The organism is Variovorax sp. WS11 (genome assembly GCF_010499245.1).
Classification (GTDB): domain Bacteria; phylum Pseudomonadota; class Gammaproteobacteria; order Burkholderiales; family Burkholderiaceae_C; genus Variovorax.
In genome coordinates this window covers 39,090-62,103 of sequence record NZ_JAAGOW010000003.1, presented here as the reverse complement: position 1 = coordinate 62,103, position 23,014 = coordinate 39,090, and the positions used below count along the sequence as shown (strand labels likewise).

The 23,014-nt window shown below is 69.7% G+C and carries 25 protein-coding genes; 13 read left to right on the top strand and 12 right to left on the bottom strand.

The window, feature by feature from the left end; genetic code table 11:
• Nucleotides 1-77: 77 nt before the first annotated feature.
• Nucleotides 78-1,025, bottom strand: a complete 948-nt coding sequence (locus GXN78_RS26040; protein ID WP_106556715.1) for an adenylate/guanylate cyclase domain-containing protein — start codon at nt 1,023-1,025, stop codon at nt 78-80.
• 376 nt (nt 1,026-1,401) lie between these two features.
• Between GXN78_RS26040 and GXN78_RS26035 the strand changes: the two genes are divergently transcribed.
• Entirely contained in the window at nt 1,402-1,659 is a 258-nt protein-coding gene (locus GXN78_RS26035) for a hypothetical protein (protein ID WP_239142934.1), read from the top strand.
• 61 nt (nt 1,660-1,720) lie between these two features.
• Here the strand turns inward: GXN78_RS26035 and GXN78_RS26030 are convergent, their stop codons facing one another.
• From GXN78_RS26030 to GXN78_RS25995, 8 genes are all read right to left on the bottom strand, one after another.
• On the bottom strand, nt 1,721-2,665 hold the full coding sequence (locus tag GXN78_RS26030) for an LD-carboxypeptidase (protein WP_106556713.1): 945 nt from the start codon (nt 2,663-2,665) through the stop codon (nt 1,721-1,723).
• Nucleotides 2,662-3,741 (bottom strand): tRNA adenosine(34) deaminase TadA, encoded by a 1,080-nt coding sequence (gene tadA, locus GXN78_RS26025; protein WP_219910068.1) that lies wholly within the window; start codon nt 3,739-3,741, stop codon nt 2,662-2,664. Before tadA ends, GXN78_RS26030 begins: the two co-directional genes overlap by 4 nt.
• Nucleotides 3,728-3,940 carry a hypothetical protein gene (locus GXN78_RS26020; protein WP_106556728.1) on the bottom strand — a complete coding sequence of 71 codons (213 nt, stop codon included), beginning with the start codon at nt 3,938-3,940 and terminating at the stop codon, nt 3,728-3,730. Before GXN78_RS26020 ends, tadA begins: the two co-directional genes overlap by 14 nt.
• A gap of 3 nt (nt 3,941-3,943) precedes the next feature.
• A complete protein-coding gene (locus GXN78_RS26015) occupies nt 3,944-4,591 on the bottom strand; it encodes an FMN-binding negative transcriptional regulator (RefSeq protein WP_106556711.1) in 648 nt (215 codons plus the stop codon).
• A gap of 41 nt (nt 4,592-4,632) precedes the next feature.
• Entirely contained in the window at nt 4,633-5,328 is a 696-nt protein-coding gene (locus GXN78_RS26010) for an ankyrin repeat domain-containing protein (protein ID WP_106556710.1), read from the bottom strand.
• A 5-nt stretch (nt 5,329-5,333) separates the two neighbouring features.
• Nucleotides 5,334-5,852 (bottom strand): heme-binding protein, encoded by a 519-nt coding sequence (locus tag GXN78_RS26005; RefSeq protein ID WP_106556709.1) that lies wholly within the window; start codon nt 5,850-5,852, stop codon nt 5,334-5,336.
• 118 nt (nt 5,853-5,970) lie between these two features.
• The gene (locus GXN78_RS26000) at nt 5,971-6,597 is read right to left on the bottom strand and encodes a response regulator (protein ID WP_106556708.1); all 627 of its coding nucleotides are present in this window, start codon (nt 6,595-6,597) and stop codon (nt 5,971-5,973) included.
• The gene (locus GXN78_RS25995; protein WP_106556707.1) at nt 6,594-8,069 is read right to left on the bottom strand and encodes an ATP-binding protein; all 1,476 of its coding nucleotides are present in this window, start codon (nt 8,067-8,069) and stop codon (nt 6,594-6,596) included. Before GXN78_RS25995 ends, GXN78_RS26000 begins: the two co-directional genes overlap by 4 nt.
• A gap of 79 nt (nt 8,070-8,148) precedes the next feature.
• Between GXN78_RS25995 and GXN78_RS25990 the strand changes: the two genes are divergently transcribed.
• Nucleotides 8,149-10,419 carry a glycoside hydrolase family 3 N-terminal domain-containing protein gene (locus GXN78_RS25990; protein ID WP_106556727.1) on the top strand — a complete coding sequence of 757 codons (2,271 nt, stop codon included), beginning with the start codon at nt 8,149-8,151 and terminating at the stop codon, nt 10,417-10,419.
• Nucleotides 10,420-10,426: 7 nt separating this feature from the next.
• Here the strand turns inward: GXN78_RS25990 and GXN78_RS25985 are convergent, their stop codons facing one another.
• Nucleotides 10,427-10,567: a hypothetical protein gene (locus GXN78_RS25985; protein ID WP_164255762.1), complete on the bottom strand. Its 141-nt coding sequence runs from the start codon at nt 10,565-10,567 to the stop codon at nt 10,427-10,429.
• 201 nt (nt 10,568-10,768) lie between these two features.
• Here GXN78_RS25985 and GXN78_RS25980 point away from each other — a divergent pair, with 201 nt between their 5' ends.
• The 4 genes from GXN78_RS25980 (at nt 10,769) to GXN78_RS25965 (ending at nt 14,133) form a co-directional block, all read left to right on the top strand.
• The gene (locus GXN78_RS25980; RefSeq protein ID WP_106556706.1) at nt 10,769-11,815 is read left to right on the top strand and encodes a DUF72 domain-containing protein; all 1,047 of its coding nucleotides are present in this window, start codon (nt 10,769-10,771) and stop codon (nt 11,813-11,815) included.
• Nucleotides 11,816-11,902: 87 nt separating this feature from the next.
• Nucleotides 11,903-13,012: an alpha/beta fold hydrolase gene (locus GXN78_RS25975; protein ID WP_239142933.1), complete on the top strand. Its 1,110-nt coding sequence runs from the start codon at nt 11,903-11,905 to the stop codon at nt 13,010-13,012.
• A 115-nt stretch (nt 13,013-13,127) separates the two neighbouring features.
• Complete coding sequence (locus GXN78_RS25970) at nt 13,128-13,646, top strand: hypothetical protein (protein WP_106556704.1); 519 nt, start codon at nt 13,128-13,130, stop codon at nt 13,644-13,646.
• Between the two features lie 4 nt (nt 13,647-13,650).
• Nucleotides 13,651-14,133: a hypothetical protein gene (locus GXN78_RS25965; RefSeq protein ID WP_106556703.1), complete on the top strand. Its 483-nt coding sequence runs from the start codon at nt 13,651-13,653 to the stop codon at nt 14,131-14,133.
• A gap of 9 nt (nt 14,134-14,142) precedes the next feature.
• On the opposite strand, the gene GXN78_RS25960 is transcribed toward GXN78_RS25965, so the two are convergent.
• A complete protein-coding gene (locus GXN78_RS25960) occupies nt 14,143-14,745 on the bottom strand; it encodes a 2'-5' RNA ligase family protein (protein WP_106556702.1) in 603 nt (200 codons plus the stop codon).
• Entirely contained in the window at nt 14,742-16,088 is a 1,347-nt protein-coding gene (locus tag GXN78_RS25955; protein ID WP_106556701.1) for an MFS transporter, read from the bottom strand. Before GXN78_RS25955 ends, GXN78_RS25960 begins: the two co-directional genes overlap by 4 nt.
• 173 nt (nt 16,089-16,261) lie before the next feature.
• On the opposite strand from GXN78_RS25955, the gene cyoA reads away from it, so the two are divergent.
• From cyoA to GXN78_RS25920, 7 genes are all read left to right on the top strand, one after another.
• Nucleotides 16,262-17,320: a ubiquinol oxidase subunit II gene (gene cyoA, locus GXN78_RS25950; protein ID WP_106556700.1), complete on the top strand. Its 1,059-nt coding sequence runs from the start codon at nt 16,262-16,264 to the stop codon at nt 17,318-17,320.
• Between the two features lie 79 nt (nt 17,321-17,399).
• The gene (cyoB, locus tag GXN78_RS25945; protein ID WP_106556699.1) at nt 17,400-19,403 is read left to right on the top strand and encodes a cytochrome o ubiquinol oxidase subunit I; all 2,004 of its coding nucleotides are present in this window, start codon (nt 17,400-17,402) and stop codon (nt 19,401-19,403) included.
• Entirely contained in the window at nt 19,396-20,040 is a 645-nt protein-coding gene (cyoC, locus tag GXN78_RS25940; protein ID WP_106556698.1) for a cytochrome o ubiquinol oxidase subunit III, read from the top strand. Before cyoB ends, cyoC begins: the two co-directional genes overlap by 8 nt.
• Nucleotides 20,037-20,417, top strand: a complete 381-nt coding sequence (gene cyoD / locus GXN78_RS25935; protein WP_106556697.1) for a cytochrome o ubiquinol oxidase subunit IV — start codon at nt 20,037-20,039, stop codon at nt 20,415-20,417. The genes cyoC and cyoD overlap by 4 nt, the downstream gene beginning before the upstream one ends.
• Entirely contained in the window at nt 20,414-21,202 is a 789-nt protein-coding gene (locus GXN78_RS25930) for an SURF1 family protein (protein ID WP_239142932.1), read from the top strand. The genes cyoD and GXN78_RS25930 overlap by 4 nt, the downstream gene beginning before the upstream one ends.
• Nucleotides 21,186-22,481, top strand: a complete 1,296-nt coding sequence (locus GXN78_RS25925; RefSeq protein WP_106556696.1) for an ATP-binding protein — start codon at nt 21,186-21,188, stop codon at nt 22,479-22,481. The genes GXN78_RS25930 and GXN78_RS25925 overlap by 17 nt, the downstream gene beginning before the upstream one ends.
• On the top strand, nt 22,471-23,010 hold the full coding sequence (locus GXN78_RS25920; protein ID WP_106556695.1) for a response regulator transcription factor: 540 nt from the start codon (nt 22,471-22,473) through the stop codon (nt 23,008-23,010). Before GXN78_RS25925 ends, GXN78_RS25920 begins: the two co-directional genes overlap by 11 nt.
• Nucleotides 23,011-23,014 lie beyond the last annotated feature (4 nt).

Sequence of the window (23,014 nt, the reverse complement as noted above, 5' to 3'; positions counted from 1 at the left end):
CCCGCCATGTTGGACGCAGCCGCCCGGCTTGCCAAGGAATATCAGCGCGGCACGGCGGGCGATCCGCCGCCGCGGCGTCAGCGCGCTTCGCGCCGCGCGAGCAGCACGTTGCCGCCGGTGGTGTTGAAGGAGATGGTCGGTGCGCTGAAGTCGCTCAGCGGCGCGCCCAGCCCGATTTCGCCGCTGCCGTGCAGCACGCATTCGTCGCGCCGCAGCGCGATCTCGCCGCTGGCGCCGGCGGTGCCGTGGAAGCGGACCCAGGTCCCGTAGGTGCTGATGTCGACCAGCACGCAGCTGCCCTGCCGCGCCTCGATGCGCGCATGCAGCCGCGACACGCGCGGATCGTTGACGACGAACTGCGCCTCGTCCACGCGGCCCAGGTGGATGGGCAGCTCGGCGGCGCGGAACATGGAGCGCACATCGAGCCAGGCGAGCTCGATCTGCCCGAAGGAGGAATCGGCCACGCGCGCGGACACGGGGAGCGAGGCCGGCATGGTGAGGAATTCGGTGACCTCGTCCTGCCAGTCGATGCGGTGCACGACCGGCATCTCGCTCTTGCCGCGGATATTGATCGGGCCGAGGCTGCGATGCCGCACCTCGCCGCCCTGCAGCTGGTCGATGACCGACTCGGTGGCCCAGATCTGGCTCGGGCCGGCCAGGTCGCTGAGCCGGGACGCCAGGTTGACGGCATCGCCATAGCAGTCGCCGTCGACTTCGACCACGTCACCGCTCGCCACGCCGATCTGCAGTTCCATGCGCAGCGGGGCCGGCCAGGTCTGCAGGCGCTTCTGGTGATTGCGCTGGAGCTCGAGCACGGCGCGGGTCGCGTTAATGCCGTTGGTAAATATTGCAAACACGCCATCACCCAGCGATTTGACGACACGGCCGCCGTGCGCCTCGCAGACGCCGCCGATCCACTGGATCAGCCGAGTCACGGTTTCGGTGGCCCTGGCATTGCCCATGGCCTCGAAGACCCGCGTGCTCCCCGTCAGGTCAGCGAAAACGACAGTGGGATGACCGGTCATTTGTGCAATTTTTGGTAGCTCGCGCCGAAAGGATTATGGCAAAGCACGGCGCAAACGCTCCGGAGAGGATTCAATCCAATCCATTGCGGGGCCGGGCGATTTGCATTTTCATCCGGAAACATTGCTGTACGTACGATGAATGTCGTCATTACAACTTATGTATCACTTCTTCGTCCAGTGCATGAACAGATTTGTGAAGTATGTTGTTTTTGAACATGAAATCTGACGGCCTCCCTTGTGCGGCGCGATTCTCGGCCTTAACGTTGTAATCCTCTGGGCTCCTGGCAACTGCCTTCGTGACATGACACTAATCCAAAGTATTCTTCGCGTTCTGTCGTTCCCGTTTCTGGGCTTGCGCCGCTCGACGGAACGCCAAATGGGACAGATTCGCAATGCCATGCTGTCGCTGTTGCAGAACCATGGCGGCCATGGCGCCCAGCGCGTGGCCCAGCGCGTTCGGTTCGCCGGCGACATGGAAGCGCTCTGGTACCTGCGCCAGGACGTGCTGACCGCCCTGAGCGCGGTCGATGGCGAGGCCGCCGCCCGGCGCCAGATGCGCCAGATCAACCGCCTGTTCAAGGGTGGACTGCCCGGCGCGATGGTGCCGCGGCCGCATCACCGCATCACCACCTGAGCGCCCTCAGCTCCCGCAAAAGCCGCTGCCCGTGCAGCGGCTTTTGTTTTTGGGTGTGCGTTCAGTGCGAATGCGAATGCCCGTGCCGGTGGCCCCACACCATGAAGACATCGCGCCCATCGGCCGCGACCTCGACCTGGGCGCCGACGGGCAGCAGCACCTTGGTCGGGACATGGCCGAAGGGCAGGCCCGTGAGCACCGGCGCCTTGATCAGCGTGCGCAGCCGCGCGACCACCGTCTGCAGGTCGAAGCCCCGGTCGTGCGGCACCTTGCGCGCCCCGGTGAAATGGCCGAAGAGCACGGCCTTCTGGCGCGCCAGCACGCCGGCATGGCGCAGCTGGTCGAGCATGCGCTCCACCCGGTAGGGGTGCTCGTTCACGTCTTCCAGGAAGAGCACGCCCTTGTCGATCGCCGGGAAGTACGGCGTGCCCAGCAGGCTCGCCAGCACGCAGAGGTTGCCGCCCCACAGCGTCGCGCCATGCAGGCCGCGAAAGCCGGCGAGCGCCTCGGCGTCGCGCTTGGGCACGCGCCATCCGGTGCCTTCGCCCTGGCCGTGCAGCAGGTCGTCGAAGCAGGCTTCCATGATGTCGTCGGCGCCGTCCTCGGCGCCGAAGTCCTCGCCCACCGCGGGGCCCTGCCAGCTCACCGCGCCTGTCTTCGCCAGCAGCGCGCTCTGGAGCGCGGTGAAGTCGCTCAGGCCGACGAACTCGGTGCCGCGCTCGATGGCCTTGGCGACCGCCTTGTAGGGAATGGCGTCGAGGATGCGCGTGAGGCCGTAGCCGCCGCGCGAGATCAGCGCCACGTCGGCCCGGCTGGCCGCGGCGCGGGCGATGGCCGCCAGGCGGGTCGCGTCGTCGCCCGCGAAGCGTTGATGGGTGTCCAGCGTGGCCTCGTCGACCTCGACCTCGTGGCCCAGCGCCTGCAGCCGCTTGATGCCGCGCCGGAAGGCGGCCTTGTCGCGCACGGCGCTGGAGGGGGAGTAGATGTAGATGTGCTTCTTCTTCACGGGCCGAAGTATCCCATTGCCTCTCGGGCGATCAGCGAAGCCTGCTCGGGGGTGGGGCCGGACACCTCCTGGGGAATGGGGCCGAGCGCGCGCAAGGCGGCCTCGTAGCCGCGGTCGGGAAAAGGCACGCGCCAGGCGGCCGCCGCATCTCCGTGGCCATCGGGCGCGGCCAGCGCCAGGCCGAAGCCCTGCGGCGCGGCCTGCGTGAGCAGCGTCGCGAGCTCGGCGGCGCCGGCGCTGTACACCAGCGCGAGCGGGCCCGGCTCCAGCCGCTCCAGCCATTCGAGCAGCAAGGCGCAGTGCCAGTCCCAGCGATGCACGGCCTCGCGCTTGGGCTTGTCGCTGCGGCCGAAGCCGATCAGGTCCGGCGCCAGGACGCGCAGCCCGGGCTCGCGCGCAAGGTGCCGGAAGAAGTAGCTCCACTCGCCCGGCCCGTGCAGGCACAGGCAGGCCCAGGCGGCATCGGACGGCCCTTCGTCGAGGTAGTGCATGCGCCAGCCCTGCTGGCCGGGCAGGTCGCTGACGTAGCGCGGCGCGAAGCCGTAGTCCGCCAGTGCATCGAAGCGCTCGGCCGGCGTGCGCAGCGCATCGTCGCGCAAAGGCTCGGCCGCCTCGCGCGCTGCGGTGCGCCGGCCCTTGAAGAAGTCCTGCAGCAGCGCCTGGCACTCGGGCGCGAGCACGCCGCCCTGCACCTGGGTGCGGTGGTTGAGCTGCTGCAGGGCGAACAGGTCGAGCACCGAGCCGGCCGCGCCGGTCTTCGGATCGGCTGCGCCGAACACCACCCGCGCGAGCCGCGCGTGCAGCAACGCACCCGCGCACATCGCGCACGGCTCCAGGGTCACGTAGAGCTCGCAGCCGTCGAGCCGGTAGTTGCGGAGCGTCACGCCGGCCGCGCGCAGCGCATTCATCTCGGCATGGGCGCTTGGGTCGCTGGACGCGACCGGGGCGTTGCGACCGGTGGCGACCAGCCGGCCCTCCTTCACGAGCACGGCGCCGACAGGCACCTCGCCGGCTTCTGCGGCGCGGCGCGCCTCGTCGAGCGCGAGGCGCATCCAGTGCTCGTCACTTGGCGTCATCGGGGACCGGGCGCGGCTGCTGCATCGCGGCGTCCAGCGATTGCTGGAACTGCTGCTGGACCTGCCGGGGCTGCGACACCGGCGCGCGCCCATCGGGAGCGGCCGGTGCGCCGCCGGCCATGCCGCCCATCTGCTTCTTGACGAGCACGCCGGCGATCACGAGGGCGAGCACCAGTCCGATCAATCCGAGCGCGCGCATCCTTCAGTTCTCCTGCGCCTGCGCCGCATCGGTCTTCATGCCGAGCCGCTGCATCCAGGCTGCCAGCGCCTGCTCGTCCGGCGTGCCCGTGCTGTAGCGCGCGTACGTCGCGGCATGCGCCTCGCGCCGGTGCTGGTTGAGCTTGAGCTTGCATTGCAGCACCGTCACCTGAAGCTCGAAGCCGACGATGCCGTTGAGCATCTTGAGCTGGAACTCTTCGCCCAGGTCGCGCCACTGCTGGGCATAGGCCGGCTCGTGCTCGCCGATCAGGCGCTTGAGCAGCGCGTCCTTCTCGACCGGCGTCTCGATCAGCCGGGCTTCGACGGTGCAGTGCACGGCCAGGTAGTTCCAGGTCGGCACGCGCGCCAGGTCCGGGTAGACCGAGGGCGACATGTAGGCATGCGGCCCGAGAAAGGTCGCCACCGCCTTGGGCCGCGCCTGCAGGTAGCGCCACTGCGGATTGGGCTTGGCGCAGTGGCCCAGCAGCGCGAAGCCGCCCTCCTCGCCGCGGTCATCCAGCACCAGCGGCAGGTGCGTGACGAAGGGCAGGCCGTCGTCGTCGGTCGAGATCAGGCTGGCGAAGGGATGGGCGCGCATCAGTTCCGCGGCGATGGCGCGGTCCTGGCTGTTGAAATGGGGCGGCATGTACATGGGCGGACCTCCTCGTGATTGCCCATTGTCCGCGAGGCGCTCTACTTCGCGCCGGCCGCCTCGAGTTTGCCGACCATGGCCGCGTAGCCTCGTTGACGCGCCAGCCGCAGGGGCGTGTTGCCCTGCCGGTCGGCCAGCTGCAGGTTGGCGCCGGCATCGACAAGAGCCGCCAGCGTGCGCTGGTGCCGCGGCCCGCCATCGCCGAGCACGATGGATTCGATCAGCGCGGTCCAGTGCAGGTTGTTGACATGGTCCAGCGGCGCGCCGGCCGCGATCAGGCGCCGCACCACCTCGTCATGCCCGAGGTGCGCGGCGGCGATCAGCGCGGTGCCGTCGTAGCGGCTGGTGGTCTGGCGCGGGCTGGCGCCCAGCGACAGCAGCAGCGAGAGCGTGGCCGGGTCGTCGGCCACGGCGGCGATGGTGATCGCGTCGTAACGGTCGTCCTCGAGCACGTCGAGCTTCGCGCCGGCCTGCGCGAGCTGGCGGATCGCCTCGCGCTGGCGCGCATGCGTCGCCACGTGCAGGGCCGTGCGGCCGCGGCCGTCGCGCGCCTCCAGGTCGGCGCCGGCTGCGACCAGCGCCTTGAGCCGCGCCAGGTCGCCGCGCCACGCGGCCTGGTGCACGCCCTCGTAGGCGAGCACCTCCGCTGCCGAGGGAGGGACCTGTGCCGCGACCGGCGCTGCGGCGCCGATCGCAAGCGCGGCCAAGGCAAGGCACCAGCGATGCACGGCCTTCATCGCGCTCAACCGAGCTGCGCCTTGACCTTCTCGATGCCCGCGTTGGCGCATTGCTCGTCGAGGTGCCCGCCGGGTGCGCCGCCGACGCCGACCGCGCCGATGACCTCGTTGCCGACCTTGACCGGCACGCCGCCGCCGAGCAGCAGGAAGCCGGGGATGTTCACGAGGTTGGCCGCGGCCGGATTCTTCTGCGCGTTCTCCATCATCGCCAGCGTGGGCGCCTTGGCCGAGGCCGAGGTCCAGGCCTTGCGCTCGCTGGCCGCCAGGGTGTGCGAGCCCGCGGTATCGGCGCGCTGCACCGCGCGCACGACGCCGGCGCGGTCGACCACGGTCGCCGCGACCGCGTAGCCGTTGGCCGCGCAGGCTGCCACGGTGGCCGTGGCGATCTGGTTCGCAAGCTCCAGCGAGAGGTTGCGCTCGGTGCGCACGGCCGGGGCGCTGGCCGGGGCTTGCTGGGCCTGCACGCTCAGCGCACTGAAAGCGAGCGAGACGGCGAGCGCGCCGAGGCGAAGGGACGAATGCATGAAGAGTTCTCCGAAGGTGGTTGGGTGTGATGCGCCGGCTCCTTGCCGACCGCACCGCCACTGTAGGAATCGCGCCCCGCCGCCGCCATTCGTACGGCTACGCCCGGCCTCCGTAGAACTACGGAGCATCGCCGGCCAGCGTGGCGTAACGGCGGATCAGCTGCGCCAGCGATTCGCAGCCCAGCTTGGCGAACAGGTTGGCGCGGTGGGTCTCGACCGTGCGCGGCGACAGCGCCAGCGTGCGCGCGATCTCCTTGTTCGTCAGCCCCTCGACGATGAATCGCAGCACCTCGCGCTCGCGCTCGGAGAGCTGCGCGTGCCGCTCGCGCGCCGCCTGGTCGGCCTGGGTCCGCTCGCGCGAGCGCACATGCTGGCGCACCGCCTGCTGCAGGGCTTCGAGCAACTGCTCGTCGTCGACCGGCTTCTCGAGGAACTCCGCCGCGCCGGCCTTGAAGGCACGCCGGCACATCTCCACCGTGCCGTGGCCGGTCAGCATGATCACCGGCTGGTCCACGCCCTGCGCGACCAGCGTGTCGAGCACCGCGAGCCCGCTGATGCCGGGCATGCGCACGTCGAGCACGATGGCGCCGATGCCGCTGCGGTCGAAGCCCGCGATGAAGGCCTGCGGGTCCGACCAGCTCTCGGTGCGCAGGCCCACTGTGCCGATGAGCAGGGCCAGGCTCTCGCGCACCGCCTGGTCGTCGTCGATCAGGTGGACCAGCGGCGACTGCGGCTCATTCGTCATGTCTGGCCTTCCTGCATCGCCAGCGGCAGCCGCAGCGTGAAGCGCGCGCCGCGCGGCAGCTCCGGCTCCGCGGCCAGCGTGCCGCCCATCGCGCCGGCCAGCGTCTCGCACAGGCTCAGGCCCAGGCCCAGTCCGCCTTCGCGCGTGCTGAAGAAGGGCTCGAAGATGCGCGCCAGCAGCTCGGGCGCGATGCCGCGACCGTTGTCGCTCACGCGCAGCACGCCCTGCCCGCCCTGGCGCTCGACCGCGAGCCGCAGCTGCCGCTCGCCGGCCGGCAGCTCGTCGAGCGCCTGCAGCGCGTTCATCAGCAGGTTGTGGACTATCTGCTCCAGCGCCACCGGCTCGGCCTGCACGCTGACCGGCGCCTGCTGCGCGCCTTCGAGCACCGGCGCGATAGCGCGCTTGTCGAACTCCGGCGCCAGCAGGTGCAGGGCGCTGCGCACCGCTTCCTGCAGCGGCACCGGCCTGGCGGCGCCGGCCTGGCCGGGGCGCTCGATCACGCGGCGCAGGCGCCCCACGACGTCGGCGGCACGGCGCGCCTGCTCGGCCGCCTGCTGCATCGCCCCGCGCGCGGTCGCGAGCTCGGGCGGGTCCTCGTCGAGCAGCCGGCGTGCCGCCTGCGTGTTGGCCAGCACCGCCGTCAACGGCTGGTTGAGCTCGTGCGCCATGCCCGCCGCGAGCTCGCCCAGCGCATTGAGCCGCGCGACCTGGCCCAGCCGCAGCAGCTCCTCCGCGCGCCGGCGCTCGACGCGCTGGCGCTGCAGCGCGCGGGCGCCCCACAGCACCGCGCCCATGGCGCCGGCCCATGCCAGCATCCAGGCCCAGGGCAGTTCGCCCCAGGACACGTGGCGCTCGGCCACCAGGTCGAAAGGCTGGCTGTCCGAGGCCAGCGCCTTGCGGAAGGAAAAGGGCCAGCCCTGCGGCGTTGCCGGCCGCCCGGGCTGCACCACGAACTGCTGCCCCGCGCGTTCCAGCACCACGCGCACCGGGCTGGTCTTGGGGTCCATCGGCCAATCGCGCGAAGGCACCGTGCCCGCGAGGTCGATGTCCAGCGCATAGCTGGCAGGCGTGGCGCCGATCACCAGCCGGTAGCGGCCCTTCGCCAGGTCCTGGCTCGCAAGCTCGGGGCGCCGGAGCTCGCGCGACTTCGTCTCCGCGGCGGCGAGCGCGGGATCGGACCAGGCCGCGCCGCCCTCGCGCCGCTCGACGCCGAGGATCGAGGGATAGACCGCCGACAGCCGCTGCTCCGGCCGCTCGGCATCGGGCGCCGGGGCCAGCAGCGCCAGCGTGGCCAGCACCGCGTCGTACTGCACCACCTGCTGGCTCATGAGCCGGTGCGCGATGCGGCCGTTGACCTCGAAGTCCTCGTGCAGCTGCGCCAGCTCGGCGCGCGCGATCCAGGCCGCGCCGGCGCCGGCGAGCAGCAGCCCTGCGAGCCACCAGCCAGCCTGCGTGCGCCACCATTGCCTCATGGCGCGGATTGTGCCCGTGCCGGCTCCGATGCCCGACGCAAGCGGGGGTGTATTGCCCAGGCACGCGACAATGGCGCCGATGAGCGTTCGCAGCAGATCCTTCCGCCTCGCCCTCGCCCTTCTTCTCCTCTCCCTCCTCAGCGCCTGCGCCACCCGCCTGTCACCCGGTGGGCTCGACCCGGTGTCGCTGACGCGCATCGAGTCGCTGATCGCGCGCATGACGGTGGAAGAGAAGGTGGGCCAGCTGAGCCTCTATGCCCCCGCCGCCGTCGACACCGTGGCCAACCCACAGGGCGCGCGCCAGAGCGAGGAGGAACAGCTGGCGCAGATCCGCGCCGGCCGCGTGACCGGCCTCTTCAACAACGAGGGCCTCGAGGGCAAGCGCCGCGCCCAGCAGGCGGCGGTGAAGGAGTCGCGCCTGGGCATCCCGCTCATCTTCGGCGCAGACATCATCCACGGCTTTCGCACCGTGTTTCCGGTGCCGCTGGCCGAGGCCGCGAGCTGGGAGCCGGCGCTGGCCGAGCGCACCGCGCATGCCTCCGCGGTGGAGGCCACGGCCGACGGCTTCCGCTGGACCTTCGCGCCGATGGTGGACATCGCGCGCGACGCGCGCTGGGGCCGCGGCATCGAGGGCGCGGGCGAGGACGTCTTCCTGGGCCGGCAGTTCGCCGCCGCGCGCGTGCGCGGCTTCCAGGGCCCGGAGCTCGGACGCGCCGACGCGATGCTGGCCACGCCCAAGCACTTCGCCGGCTACGGCGCGGCCGAGGGCGGGCTGGACTACAACGCGGTCGATCTCTCGGAGCGCACGCTGCGCGAGGTCTACCTGCCGCCCTTCCGCTCCGCCATCGATGCCGGCGCGCTGTCGATCATGAGCGCCTTCAACGAGATCGGCGGCATTCCCTCCAACGCCAACCGCGCGCTGCTGACCGGCGTGCTGCGCGAGGAATGGGGCTTCCAGGGCTTCGTGGTCTCGGACTACACCGCCGACGAGGAGCTGATCGCGCACGGCTTCGCGGCCGACGGGCGCGAGGCTGCCAAGCGCGCCTTCATGGCCGGCACCGACGTCAGCATGCAGAGCGGTCTGTACATGAAGTACCTGCCCGGCCTGATCGCCGCGGGCGAGGTGCCGATGTCGCAGCTCGACGATGCGGTGCGGCGCGTGCTGCGGATCAAGCAGCGGCTCGGACTCTTCGACCATCCCTTCCGCGGCCTCGAAGACACGCCGGGCCCGCGCTTCGACGCCGCCGCGCACCAGGTGCTGGCGCGCGAGGCGGCGGGCCGCTCGATCGTGATGCTGCGCAACGACAACGAAGTGCTGCCCTTGCCGAAGTCGGGCAAGCGCATTGCGCTGATCGGCCCCTTCGCCGGCGCCGAGGACCTGTTCGGCCCCTGGCGCATCTTCCCCGGCCAGCAGCCGCCCACGGGCATCGAGCAGGCGATCCGGCAGTCGCTCGCCTCGCCCGAGCTGCTGACGGTGGTGCGCGGCGCCAACGTGGAGACGCCCATCCCCGGCGGCATCGCGGCAGCGGTGGCGGCCGCGCGCGAGGCCGACGTGGTGCTGCTGTCCATCGGCGAGAACGAGCAGATGTCCGGCGAAGCCCGCTCACGCAGCGACATCGAGATTCCGCAAGCGCAGCAAGCGCTGGCCGAGGCCGTTGCCGCCACCGGCAAGCCGGTGGTGGTGCTGCTGCGCAACGGCCGCGCGCTGGCGCTGCGTGGCGCGGTGCGCGATGCGCGCGCCATCCTGGTCACCTGGTTCCTCGGCTCGCAGACCGGGCCCGCCATTTCCGACGTGCTCTTCGGCGACGTCAATCCCTCGGGCCGGCTGCCGGTGAGCTTTCCGCAGACGCCCGGCCAGGTGCCCTACTACTACGCCCACAAGCGCACCGGCCGGCCGCAGCTGGCCGATGCGCCGGCCACCTTCTACAAGGCGCGCTACCTGGACGCGAGCAACGATCCGGCCTTCGCCTTCGGCCAGGGCCTGGGCTATGCACGGGTGCGCTACGACGCGCTCGAGATCAGCCCCGCGCGCTTGGACTGGAACGGCACGACGACCGTGCGCGCGCGCATCACCAACACCGGCCAGCGCGATGCCGAGGAGGTGGCGCAGCTCTACATCGGCAACCGCGCGGCCAGCATCACGCGGCCGGTGCGCGAGCTCAAGGGCTTCCGCAAGCTGCGCATTCCCGCGGGCCAGTCGGCCACGGTCGAGTTCACGCTCACGCGGGCCGACCTGATGTTCATCGGGCAGTCCATGACGCCGACGGTGGAGCCGGGCCAGTTCGACCTGTGGGTCGGACCTTCGGCGACGGGCGGGCTGCGCACCAGCATGACGCTGGTGCCGGACTGACCCGCACCTACTTCTTCGGCGCATTGCCCGCGGCCGCGGGCAGCTGGTCGGCATCGGTCAGGGTGCGCAGGAAGGCGATCACGTCGCGGATCTCGGCTTCGGTCAGGGCCGGCTTGCCGCCCGGCTTCCGGGACGCCGCGCTGCTCAAGAACGGCAGCCACCCGATGGGCAACCTGACGGGCGCGCTGGACTTCTCGACAAGGTCCTGAGGCGCGCATCCCGGCTCCTGGTCTTGCTCCCTCTCCCTTTGGGAGAGGGCGGGGGTGAGGGCACCGAGCCTCCGAAGCGCGCACAACGCTTCAACCTCCAGTCACCTCCCCGAGAATGGGGCGCATCGAGAAGCCCCACCATGCAAGACTCGCTGTTCGACGATCCGGAAGAAGCCGGCCCACCGCCACCCGCACTCGCCCCCGCGCCAAGGAAGCGCGCGACCGCCGGCGGTCCCAAGGTCCGGCCGGCCGCACCCGATCCCGCACAGCAGAGCCTGGCGCAGGCTCTCCCTCCCCAACTGCGCATGGGCACCTCCTCCTGGTATTTCCCCGGCTGGGCCGACCTGGTCTGGGACGGCGACTACGAGCAGTCGGTGCTTTCCAAACACGGCCTGGCCGCCTATGCGCAGCATCCCCTCTTCCGCACCGTCAGCCTGGACCGCAGCTTCTACCGCCCGCTCTCGGCCAGCCAGTACGCCGCCTATGCCGCGGTGGTGCCGGAGGACTTCCGCTTCATCGTGAAGGCGCCCGGCCTGGTCGCCGACGCGCTGGTGCGCGACGAGGACGGCCGCGGCATGCAGCCCAATCCGGCCTTTCTCGATCCGGCCCTGGCGGTGCAGGAGTTCGTGCAGCCTGCACTGGACGGCCTGGGCGCCAGGCTCGGCGTGCTGGTGTTCCAGCTGAGCCCGATCCCCGCACCGATGTGGGCCGACCTGCCGGTCCTGCTGCAGCGCCTGCGCCGCATGCTGGAGGCGCTGCCTGCGCTTCGCCCCGCCGCGCCGGACGGGGTGATCGCGGTCGAGCTGCGCAATCCCGAGCTGCTGACGCCGGCCCTCGCCGAGCTGCTGCGCGACTGCGGCGCCACCTACTGCCTGGGCCTGCATCCCAAGATGCCACCGATCACCGCACAGCTGCCGCTGCTGCGTGCGCTGTGGCCGGGCCCGCTGGTGTGCCGCTGGAACCTGAACCGCCTGCACGGCGCCTACGGCTACGAGGAGGCGAAGAAGCTCTACGAGCCCTTCGACAGGATCGCCGATCCCGACCTCGAGACCCGCGAGGCCCTGGCCCGCGTGATCGCCGGCACCACCGGCGCCGGCCACGCGGCCTATGTGGCGATCAACAACAAGGCCGAGGGCTCGGCACCGCTGTCGGTGCTGGCGCTGGCGCAGGCGCTCGCGGCGCGATAGCGGGCCGCTGGACACCCCCCGGATTCGCCTCGCGGCCGGCCATCTGGTTTATTGACCGGCCGGGGCAAAGGTTCTTCACTAAGGGCTGTGCAGAAATCGCCCCACCCGCCCCCCGGCCAGCCTGTGCCGGCCCGGCAGCAGATCCGCTTCGCGCGCGGCCACGACGGCGTGCGGCTGGCCTATGCCTTCTCCGGCCAGGGCCCGCTGCTGATCAAGGCCGCCACCTGGCTCTCGCACCTCGAGTTCGACTGGGAAAGCCCGGTGTGGCGCCACCTGCTCGACGGGCTGTCCTCCAACGCCACCTTCGTGCGCTACGACGAGCGCGGCTGCGGCCTGTCGGACTGGGAGGTCGAGGACCTCGGCTTCGACAGCTGGCTGCGCGACCTCGAGACGCTGGTCGACGCGCTGGGCGCCGAGCGCTTCGGCCTGCTCGGCATCTCGCAGGGCGCCTCCATTGCCATCGCCTATGCGGCCCGGCATCCCGAGCGGGTGAGCCACCTGGTGCTGCACGGCGGCTACGCGCGAGGGCGCCTGGTGCGCAACCCCACGCCCGAGCAGCGCGAGGAGGCCGAGATGATGCGCAAGCTGGCCGAGCTGGGCTGGGGCAAGCAGGACACCGCTTTCCGCCAGTTCTTCACCAGCCAGTTCATCCCCGGCGGCACGCCGCAGCAGCATCGCTGGTTCAACGAGCTGGAGCGCATCTCCACCTCGCCGGCCAACGCGGCGCGCTTCATGCGCGAGTTCGACAACATCGACGTCGTCGCCCGTCTGGCCGACGTGCGCTGCCCCACGCTGGTGCTGCACAGCACGCGTGACGTCCGTGTGCCCTTCGCCGAAGGACGGCTGATCGCGAGCGCGATCCCGGGCGCGCGCTTCGTGCCGATCGACAGCGGCAACCACCTCGTCCTGGAGCATGAGCTCGGCTGGCCCCATTGGCTGGCCGAGGTGCGCAGCTTCCTGGCCGAGGCGGCGCCTGCGCGCGCCGCGGTGTTCGAGACACTCACGGCGCGCGAGCGCGAGCTGCTCGAGCTGCTGGCCCAGGGCCGCGACAACGCCCAGATCGCGGCCACGCTGGGCCTGTCGGAGAAGACCGTGCGCAATCGACTGACCAGCGTGTTCGCCAAGCTGGAAGTCGACAGCCGCGGCCGCGCGATCGTGCTGGCACGCGACTCGGGCTTCGGCAAGCTGACCGCCTGAGCGCCTGAGCGACCAGCGGCCGGCTGCCTGCGCGTGGCGCAAATCTTCAAGACCGCGCGGGCGGCGCTGCCTATCCTCGGCCTGACTTCTTCCCTCGCATCGATCGGATTTCGCCATGACCTCCAGGCTCTTGCACCTCGCCGCTGTCACCCTTCTCGCCACGCTCGCGCTGCAAACGCCGCAGGCAGAGGCCATCGACTCGGCCTCCCTGCCCTCCTCGATCCGCCTCGCCAACGCACGGGCGCTGATCGAGGCCAAGGACTGGAAGGGCGCCATCGCCGAGCTGCAGGGCGTGGATGCCCCCAACGACCCCGACTGGAACAACCTGATGGGCTTCAGCCATCGCAAGGCGAAGAAGCCCGACTACGTGGCGGCCGAGCGCTTCTACGATGCCGCCCTGCGCATCGAGCCCAGCCACCGGGGCGCCCTCTCGTATTCCGGCGAGCTCTACCTGATGCAGGACAAGCTGCCCAAGGCCGAGCAGCGCCTCACCACGCTGAAGCTGGTGTGCAACAACGCCTGCCTCGAACAAGACCGGCTGGCCCAGGCGATCGCGCGTTACAAGGCCGCCGGCAACAAGTACGTGCCGGAGCCCGAGGAGCCTGCGCAAACCAGCGCGCGCGCTGCACAATGAGCGGATGAACCTCGCCCAACGTCTCCTCGCCTGCGCGGCGCTGGCCGCGACTTTCCTCCACCCGGCCATTGCCGCGGACAACGAGTCCACGCCGCCCGCGCTCAAGCTGGCAGCGGCCCGCTCGCAGATCGAGGCCAAGAACTGGTCGCGCGCGATCACCGAGCTCAAGCGGGTCAACGACCCGGGCAACGCCGACTGGAACAACCTGATGGGCTACAGCCTGCGCAAGAGCAAAACGCCCGACTACGCATCGGCCGAGCGCTTCTACGACACGGCGCTGCGCATCGACCCCAACCACCGTGGCGCGCTGGAGTACTCCGGCGAGCTCTATCTCATCCTGGACGACCTGCCCAAGGCCGAGGAGCGCCGCGAACGGCTGACACGCCTGTGCGCCCCGCCCTGCGAGGAGCTCGATGATCTTTCGAAGGCCATCGACAAGTACAAGGCGGACAAGGCGGCGGGCATCAAATACGTGCCTCAGGAGTAGCGCCCCAGCTCAGCCGTGCAGCAGCCAGCGCGCCAGCACTTCGTGCCGGCTTTGCCCGATCAAGCTGCGCACCAGCACGAACTCGTTCGCGGTCCAGCCGATCGGCTCTATGGCGCGCGGGGCCACGTGGGTGTCGTCGTAAAGCAGCGTCAGATGCGGCGTGTAGTGGGCCGCGTCGCCGTGGCTTTCGCCGGCTCGGGCCATCGCCTTGCCGAGGGCTTGCTGGAATGCCTTCGCCGCCATCAGGCCCTCGGCGCCCAGCAGCACCAGCGGCATGTTGCGCGGCCTGCGCGCGAAGCTTCCCACGCGATCGAAGCCGAGCTTGAACGAAGGAATGACCGTCAGCGCCTGGGCTGCTGCGCAGGCGGCGTCGGCCACCTCCTGCGGGAAGCCCCGGAAGTTGCCCACGAGGTGCACGGTGACATGGAAGCGCGAAGCGCCGAGCGCCTTGCCCTTGAGCCCGTGATCGCGGCGCAGATCCGCGATCAGCCGCTCGATGCGGACGATGGCCGGCGCATCCGGCAGCAGCGCGAAGAACAGCCTGTCGGTGTATCGCGGCGCGGGCGCAGTGCCTTCGAGCGAAGGCTGCCGCGCACCGCGCCCCGGCGTCACGACTCGTCGCCGCGCGCCTCGAGCGCCCGGTTGATGCTCAGCGCCGCCAGCGTGCACGCGGCGCCCGACAGCAGGTAGACGCTGACGTAGGCAAGCCCGAAGTTGGCCGACAGGCCCAGCGCCACCAGCGGCGCGAAGGCGGCACCGATCAGCCAAGCCAAGTCCGCCGTGAGCGCAGCTCCGGTGTAGCGGTACTTGCGGATGAAGTTCGACGTCACGGTGCCCGAGGCTTGGCCGTAGGAGAGCCCCAGCAGCACGAAGCCGACCAGCATGAAGACGTTCTGCCCCAGCGTGCCGCCGCCCAGCAGCGTGGGCGCGAAGCCGCTGAAGACGGCGATCATCACGGCCAGGGTGCCGAGCGTGCGGCGCCGGCCTATGCGGTCGGCGATCCAGCCCGAAGCGACGATGCCGCCGGCTGCCAGGAAGGCGCCGACCACCTGGATCATGAGGAACTGGGTGATGGACTGGTCCGAGTAGAGCCGGATCCACGACAGCGGGAAGACCGTGACCAGGTGGAACAGCGCATAGCTCGCGAGCGCCGCGAAGGCGCCGATCAGGAGGTTGCCGCCCTGAGTGCGAACCAGCTCGATCACGCTGGTGGGCTCGAGCTCGCCTTCCTCCATGAGCTCCTCGTACTCGTGCGTGACCACCAGGCGCAGGCGCGCGAACAGGGCCACGACGTTGATCGCGAAGGCCACGAAGAAGGCGTAGCGCCAGCCCCAGGCCAGGAAGTCGTCCAGCGACAGGCTGGCATACAGGAAGGCGAAGAGCCCGCTGGCCACGACGAAGCCCACGGGCGCCCCCAGCTGCCCGAGCATCGAGTACCAGCCGCGGCGGTTCGGGGGCGCGTTCATCGCGAGCAGCGAGGGCAGCCCGTCCCACGAGCCGCCGAGCGCCAGCCCCTGTCCGACCCGCAGGATCGACAGCAGCACGATGGAGAGCACGCCTGCGCTCTCGTAGCCCGGCAGGAAGGCGATGCCGACCGTGGAGGTGCCCAGCAGGAACAGGGCCATGGTCAGCTTGGTGGCGCGCCCCCAGCGGCGCTGCACATGCATCGAGATCACCGTGCCGATCGGCCGTGCGATGAATGCGAACGAGAAGATGACGAAGGCGTACAGTGTGCCCTCCAGGCGCTGCTCGAAGGGAAAGAACAGGGCCGGGAAGACCAGCACCGAAGCGATGCCGTAGACGAAGAAGTCGAAATACTCGGAGGCACGGCCGATGACCACGCCGACGGCGATTTCGCCGGGGGCGACCTTGGAATGGTCGGCGGTGATGAGCCGGGCATCCCTCTCGAGGGATTCGGACGAGGGATCGGGATGGGTATGACTGATGCTGGACATCGCGGTGCTACGGGTTCAGGGAGCCTTGCAGGAATCCATCAGGGTCGCATCAGATGCAGTTTTGCGCCATAGGACAAAACGTCCAATCGCCAACCGCCCCCGATCGGGATACATTCTGCGCGCATTGGCCATCCGCGTCTTCCCGCGGTGCGCGCTCTTCTTCCCATCCTGGCATGCCACTCCTATCCCTTCTTCGCCGGTCGGCCCTGCTCGTTCTTGCCCTGCTGCTGGCGGGTTGCAACATGGTGGTGCTGAATCCCTCCGGCGATGTGGCCGCCCAGCAGGGCCGGCTGGTCGTGATCTCCACGCTGCTGATGCTGCTGATCATCGTGCCGGTCATCGCGCTGACCTTTCTTTTTGCATGGCGGTATCGCCAGTCCAACACCGAGGCGACCTACAAGCCCGACTGGGACCACTCCACCCAGCTGGAGCTGGTGATCTGGGCAGCCCCATTGCTGATCATCATCGCCCTGGGCGCGGTCACCTGGATCAGCACCCATACGCTGGACCCCTACCGGCCGCTCGATCGCATCGGCGTGGGCCGCCAGGTGCCCGAAGGCACGCAACCCCTGGTGGTCGAGGTCGTGGCGCTCGACTGGAAGTGGCTCTTCTTCTACCCCGAGCAGGGCATCGCCACCGTGAACGAGCTGGCGGCGCCGGTGGACCGGCCGATCCAGTTCAAGATCACGGCCTCCTCGGTCATGAACTCCTTCTACGTGCCCGCCCTGGCCGGCCAGATCTACGCCATGCCCGGGATGGAGACCAAGCTGCACGCGGTCATCAACAAGCCCGGCGAGTACGAGGGCTTCTCGGCCAACTACAGCGGCGCCGGTTTCTCGGGCATGCGCTTCAAGTTCCACGGCCTGCAGGGCGCCGAGTTCGACCAGTGGGTGCAGAAGGCCAAGGCCGAGGGCAAGGCGCTCGGCCGCAACGACTACATGCAACTCGAACGCCCGAGCGAACGCGAGCCCGTGCGCCGCTACGCCCGCGTCGCGCCCGGCCTGTACGACGCCATCCTCAACCGCTGCGTCGAGCCCGGCAAGATGTGCATGCGGCAGATGATGGCGCTCGATGCCACCGGCGGCGCCGGCAAGGCCGGCCTCTCGCCCCTGGCCCTGACCGAGGTGCCGCGCGGCGAGCAGGGGCTGCCGATGCGCACCGTCGCCGCCGAGATCTGCACGGCCGACAACCCGACCGGCGCGCCGCTGCCCGCGCGCACGACGATCCAGTAAGCCACCCGATCCCGGAGATCACCCACATTCCAGGCGCGGCCCCGGGCGGCGCCCCACCCTTGGTTATCCGAGACGCAAGATGCCCGACCACCCCGCCATGACCCATCCGATCTTCGGACGCCTCACCTGGGAGGCCTTCCCCTACCACGAGCCCATCCTGGTGGCGACCTTCGCCGCCGTGGTGCTGGGCGGCCTTGCGATGATGGGCGCGATGACCTACTTCCGTGTCTGGGGCACGCTCTGGCGCGACTGGATCACCAGCATCGACCACAAGAAGATCGGCATCATGTACATCGTGCTGGGGCTGGTGATGCTGCTGCGCGGCTTCGCCGACGCCATCATGATGCGGCTGCAGCAGGCCATCGCCTTCGGCGACAACGCGGGCTACCTGCCGCCGCACCACTACGACCAGGTCTTCACGGCGCACGGCGTGATCATGATCTTCTTCGTCGCCATGCCGCTGGTCACCGGGCTCATGAACTACGTGGTGCCGCTGCAGATCGGCGCGCGCGACGTGGCCTTCCCCTTCCTGAACAACTTCAGCTTCTGGATGACCACCATGGGCGCGATGCTCGTGATGGCCTCGCTCTTCATCGGAGAGTTCGCCAAGACCGGCTGGCTGGCCTATCCGCCGCTGTCGGGCATCCTCTACAGCCCGGACGTGGGGGTGGACTACTACATATGGTCGCTGCAGATCGCGGGGGTCGGCACCTTGCTCTCGGGGGTGAACCTGATCGCGACCATCGTGAAGATGCGCGCCCCCGGCATGGGCATGATGAAGATGCCCGTCTTCACCTGGACTGCGCTGTGCACCAACGTGCTCATCGTCGCCGCCTTCCCGGTGCTCACGGCCGTGCTGGCGCTGCTGTCGATGGACCGCTACGTGGGAACGAACTTCTTCACCAACGAGCTCGGCGGCAATCCGATGATGTACGTCAACCTCATCTGGATCTGGGGCCATCCGGAGGTGTACATCCTGATCCTGCCGGTGTTCGGCGCCTTCTCCGAGATCGTGTCGACCTTCAGCCGCAAGCGCCTGTTCGGCTATGCCTCCATGGTGTATGCGACGGTCGTGATCACCATCCTGTCGTACCTGGTGTGGCTGCACCACTTCTTCACCATGGGCTCGGGCGCGAGCGTGAATTCCTTCTTCGGCATCACCACGATGATCATCTCGATCCCGACGGGGGCGAAGATCTTCAACTGGCTGTTCACCATGTACCACGGGCGCATCAAGTTCGACGTGCCGATGCTATGGACGATCGGCTTCATGGTGACCTTCGTGATCGGCGGCATGACGGGCGTGCTGCTCGCGGTGCCGCCGGCCGACTTCGTGCTGCACAACAGCCTGTTCCTGATCGCGCACTTCCACAACGTGATCATCGGCGGCGTGGTGTTCGGCGCCTTCGCGGCCATCACCTACTGGTTCCCCAAGGCCTTCGGCTACCAGCTCGACCCGTTCTGGGGCAAGTGCTCCTTCTGGTTCTGGCTGGTCGGCTTCTACTTCGCCTTCATGCCGCTGTACGTGCTGGGGCTGATGGGCGTGACGCGCCGCCTGAGCCACTTCGAGGACCCTTCGCTGCAGATCTGGTTCCAGGTCGCCGCCTTCGGTGCGGTGCTGATCGCGCTGGGCATCGGGAGCTTCCTCATCCAGCTGGTGGTGAGCTTCATGCGGCGCGAGTCGCTGCGCGACACCACCGGCGACCCGTGGCACGGCCGCACGCTGGAGTGGTCCACCTCCTCGCCGCCGCCGGCCTACAACTTCGCCTTCACGCCGCGCATCCATGACAACGACGCCTGGTGGGACATGAAGCAGCGCGGCTACGAGCGGCCGCAGGAAGGCTTCGCGCCGATCCACATGCCGAAGAACACCGCCGCCGGCTTCGTGCTGGCCGCCATCAGCGCGGTGATGGGCTTCGCGCTGATCTGGCACATGTGGCTGGTCGCCGGCGTGTCCTTCGCCGTGCTGATCATCGCGACCATCATCCATACCTTCAACTACAAGCGCGACTATCACATTCCGGTGGACGAGGTCGTCCGCACGGAAGCGGCGCGCACCCGACTCATGGCCGGCCATGTCTGAGATCACCGCCCCCACTCCCCGCGCCGCCGGCGTTGCGGCCACGCACGCGCACTTCCACGTCTTCGACGACCACCACCACCCCGAGAACGGCACGCTGCTGGGCTTCTGGCTCTACCTGATGAGCGACTGCCTGGTGTTCGCCTGCCTGTTCGCGATGTACGGCGTGCTGGGCCGCAGCTATGCAGCGGGGCCCTCGGGCGCCGACCTGTTCGAGCTGCCGCTGGTGGCGCTCAACACATCGCTGCTGCTGCTGTCCTCCATCACCTACGGCTTCGCGATGCTGGAGATGCTGAAGAAGCGCGTCCGCGGCACGCTGGTGTGGCTGGCCGTCACTGGCCTGCTGGGCGCGGGCTTCATCGGCATCGAGCTCTACGAGTTCGCGCACATGATCCACGAAGGCGCGGGCCCGCAACGCAGCGCCTTCCTGTCCTCCTTCTTCACGCTGGTGGGCACGCACGGGCTGCACGTCAGCTTCGGCATCATCTGGCTCGTCACGCTGATGATCCAGGTCGGCAAGCATGGGCTGATCCCCGAGAACCGCCGGCGCCTCCTGTGCCTGTCGATGTTCTGGCACTTCCTGGACGTCGTGTGGATCGGCGTCTTCACCTTCGTCTACCTGATGGGGACCCTGAAATGAGCGAAGCGCACGACGTTCACGACCACGACCCGCACGTCGAAGACGACCTGCACATCAGCCTCAAGGGCTACATGACGGGCTTCGTCCTGTCGGTGATCCTGACCGCCATCCCCTTCTGGTTGGTCATGGGCAATGTGTTCGACAAGCCCGGCACCACGGCCATCGTCATCCTGGCCTTTGCGGCCGTGCAGATCGTGGTGCACATGGTGTACTTCCTGCACCTGAACGCGCAGTCGCAGGGCGGCTGGAACATGCTGGCGCTGATCTTCACCATCGTGCTGGTGGTGATCACCCTGAGCGGCTCGCTGTGGGTGATGTTCCACCTCAACCACAACATGATGCCGGCATCCATGCACGAGATGCGCAACATGCCTTGAGCCGGACGCTGCCCGACACGACCCGGGGACCGCGTTCCACGCCGGCGCTGGCGCTGCTCGCCGTCGCCGGCGTTCTTCTTTTCGCGCTGTTCGCTGCGCTGGGTGCGTGGCAGATCGAGCGGCGGGCGTGGAAGCTGGCGCTGATCGAGCGCGTCGAGGCGCGCGTGCATGCCACGCCCGTCGATGTGCCCGAGCCCGCGCGATGGCCGCGCATCAATGCGGCCGACGACGAGTACCGGCATGTGCGGCTCGCAGGCGTGTTCCTCCACGAGCGCGAGACGCTGGTGCAGGCCTCGACCACGCTGGGCCCCGGCCACTGGGTGCTGACGCCGCTGCGCACCGTGCAGGGCCCGGTGGTGCTGGTCAACCGCGGCTTCGTCCCGGCCGAGCGGCGCGAACGCGCGACACGCAGCGGCAACGAGCCGGCCGGCGAGGTGCACCTCACCGGCCTGCTGCGCATCAGCGAGCCCGGCGGCGGCTTCCTGCGCCGCAACGATCCCGCGGCCGACCGCTGGTTCTCGCGCGACGTGCAAGCCATCGCCGCCGCGCGCGGGCTGGCGGACGCCGCCCCCTTCTTCGTGGACGAGGACGCCCCCCCGCCGCAACCCGCCGGCGCCGAGCCGCGCTGGCCGGTGGGAGGCCTGACCGTGATCGCCTTCCACAACAACCACCTGGTCTACGCCCTCACCTGGTTCTGCCTGGCCCTGGGGGTGCTGCTGGCAGCCTGGCTGGTGGCACGCACGGACCGCACCGCAAGAAAAGCCCGCGATGCAGCCGCAGACTGAAGCCGACGCCACCGGCCTGAAGAACATGCAGCAGCTGATCCAGCTGCGCTGGATCGCGGTCGTCGGCCAGGTGGCGACCATCGGGGTCGTCCACTTCGGCTTCGGCATCCGGCTGCCGCTGGGGCCGATGCTGGGGGCGCTGGGCTTCCTCGCCATCTTCAACCTGGTCAGCCTGTGGCGCTGGGACCGCCACGAGGACGTGACGGACCTGGAGCTCTTCGTCGCGCTCCTGGCCGACGTCGGCACGCTGACCGTGCAGCTCTACCTGAGCGGCGGCGTCACCAACCCCTTCATCTTCCTATTCCTGCTGCAGGTGTGCCTGGGCGCGGTGCTGCTGGGGCCGGTCTACACGCGCACCCTGATCGGCGTCACGGTGGCCTCCTTCGTCGGGCTGATCCTGTTCCACCGGCCGCTGGAGATCCCGACGGAGAACGGCCGCGGCCTCGCCAGCCCCTACATCCAGGGCCTGCTGCTGTGCTTCGCGCTCGATGCTTCGCTGCTGGCCATCTTCGTCGCCCGCATCAGCCGCAACCTGCGCGCGCGCGATGCCCGCCTGGCCGATCTGCGCCAGCGCGCCGCCGAGGAGGAGCACATCGTGCGCATGGGCCTGCTGGCCTCCGGCGCGGCGCACGAGCTGGGCACGCCGCTGGCCACCCTGGCGGTGATCCTGGGCGACTGGCAGCACATGCAGCCCTTCGCCGCCGAGCCCGAGCTGCGGCAGGAGATCGAGGAGATGCAGGCCCAGGTGGCGCGCTGCAAGACCATCGTCACCGGCATCCTGCTGTCGGCCGGCGAGGCGCGCGGCGAGGCGCCGGCGCAGACCACCGTCATCGCCTTCCTCGACGAGCTGGTGGCCGAGTGGCGCGCCACCCGCCCGATCGACACGCTGGCCTATTCGACGGCCTTCGGCGACGATGTGGCCATCGTCTCGGACCCGGCCTTGAAGCAGACCATCTACAACGTGCTCGACAACGCGCTGGAGGCCTCGCCGCGCTGGGTCGGCCTGGAGGCGGCGCGCGACGGCGACTGGCTCAGCCTGACCGTGAGCGACGCCGGCCCGGGCTTCGCGCCGGAGATGCTGGCGCAGCTCGGCAAGCCCTACCAGTCGAGCAAGGGGCGCCCCGGCGGCGGGCTGGGCCTGTTCCTGGTCGTCAACGTCGCGCGCACGTTGGGCGGCAGCGTGTCGGCGCGCAACCGCCCGGAAGGCGGCGCGACCGTGACGCTGCGGCTACCGCTGGCGGCGATCACCCTCGAGGAGGTGACGAGCCATGGAAGCTGAGCAACGGCTGCTGCTGATCGTCGAGGACGACGCGGCCTTCGCCCGCACGCTGAGCCGTTCCTTCGAGCGGCGCGGCTACCAGGTGCTGGTGGCCGCCGGCGCCGAGCAGGTGGCGGTGCTGCTGAAGGCGCATTCGCCGGGCTATGCGGTCGTGGACCTCAAGCTGGCCGGAGGCGCCTCGGGCCTGGCCTGCGTGCAGATGCTTCACGAGCACGACGCCACGATGCTGATCGTGGTGCTCACGGGCTACGCCAGCATCGCCACCGCGGTCGAGGCCATCAAGCTGGGCGCCTGCCACTACCTGGCCAAGCCCTCCAACACCGACGACATCGAGGCCGCCTTCGGCCGCGCCCAAGGCGACGCCGAGGTGGCGCTGACCGAGCGCTCCACCTCGATCAAGACGCTGGAGTGGGAGCGCATCCACGAGGTGCTGGCCGAGACCGGCTTCAACATTTCGGAGACGGCGCGGCGCCTCGGCATGCACCGGCGCACGCTGGCGCGCAAGCTGGGGAAGCAGCGGGTCAAGTAGCGCC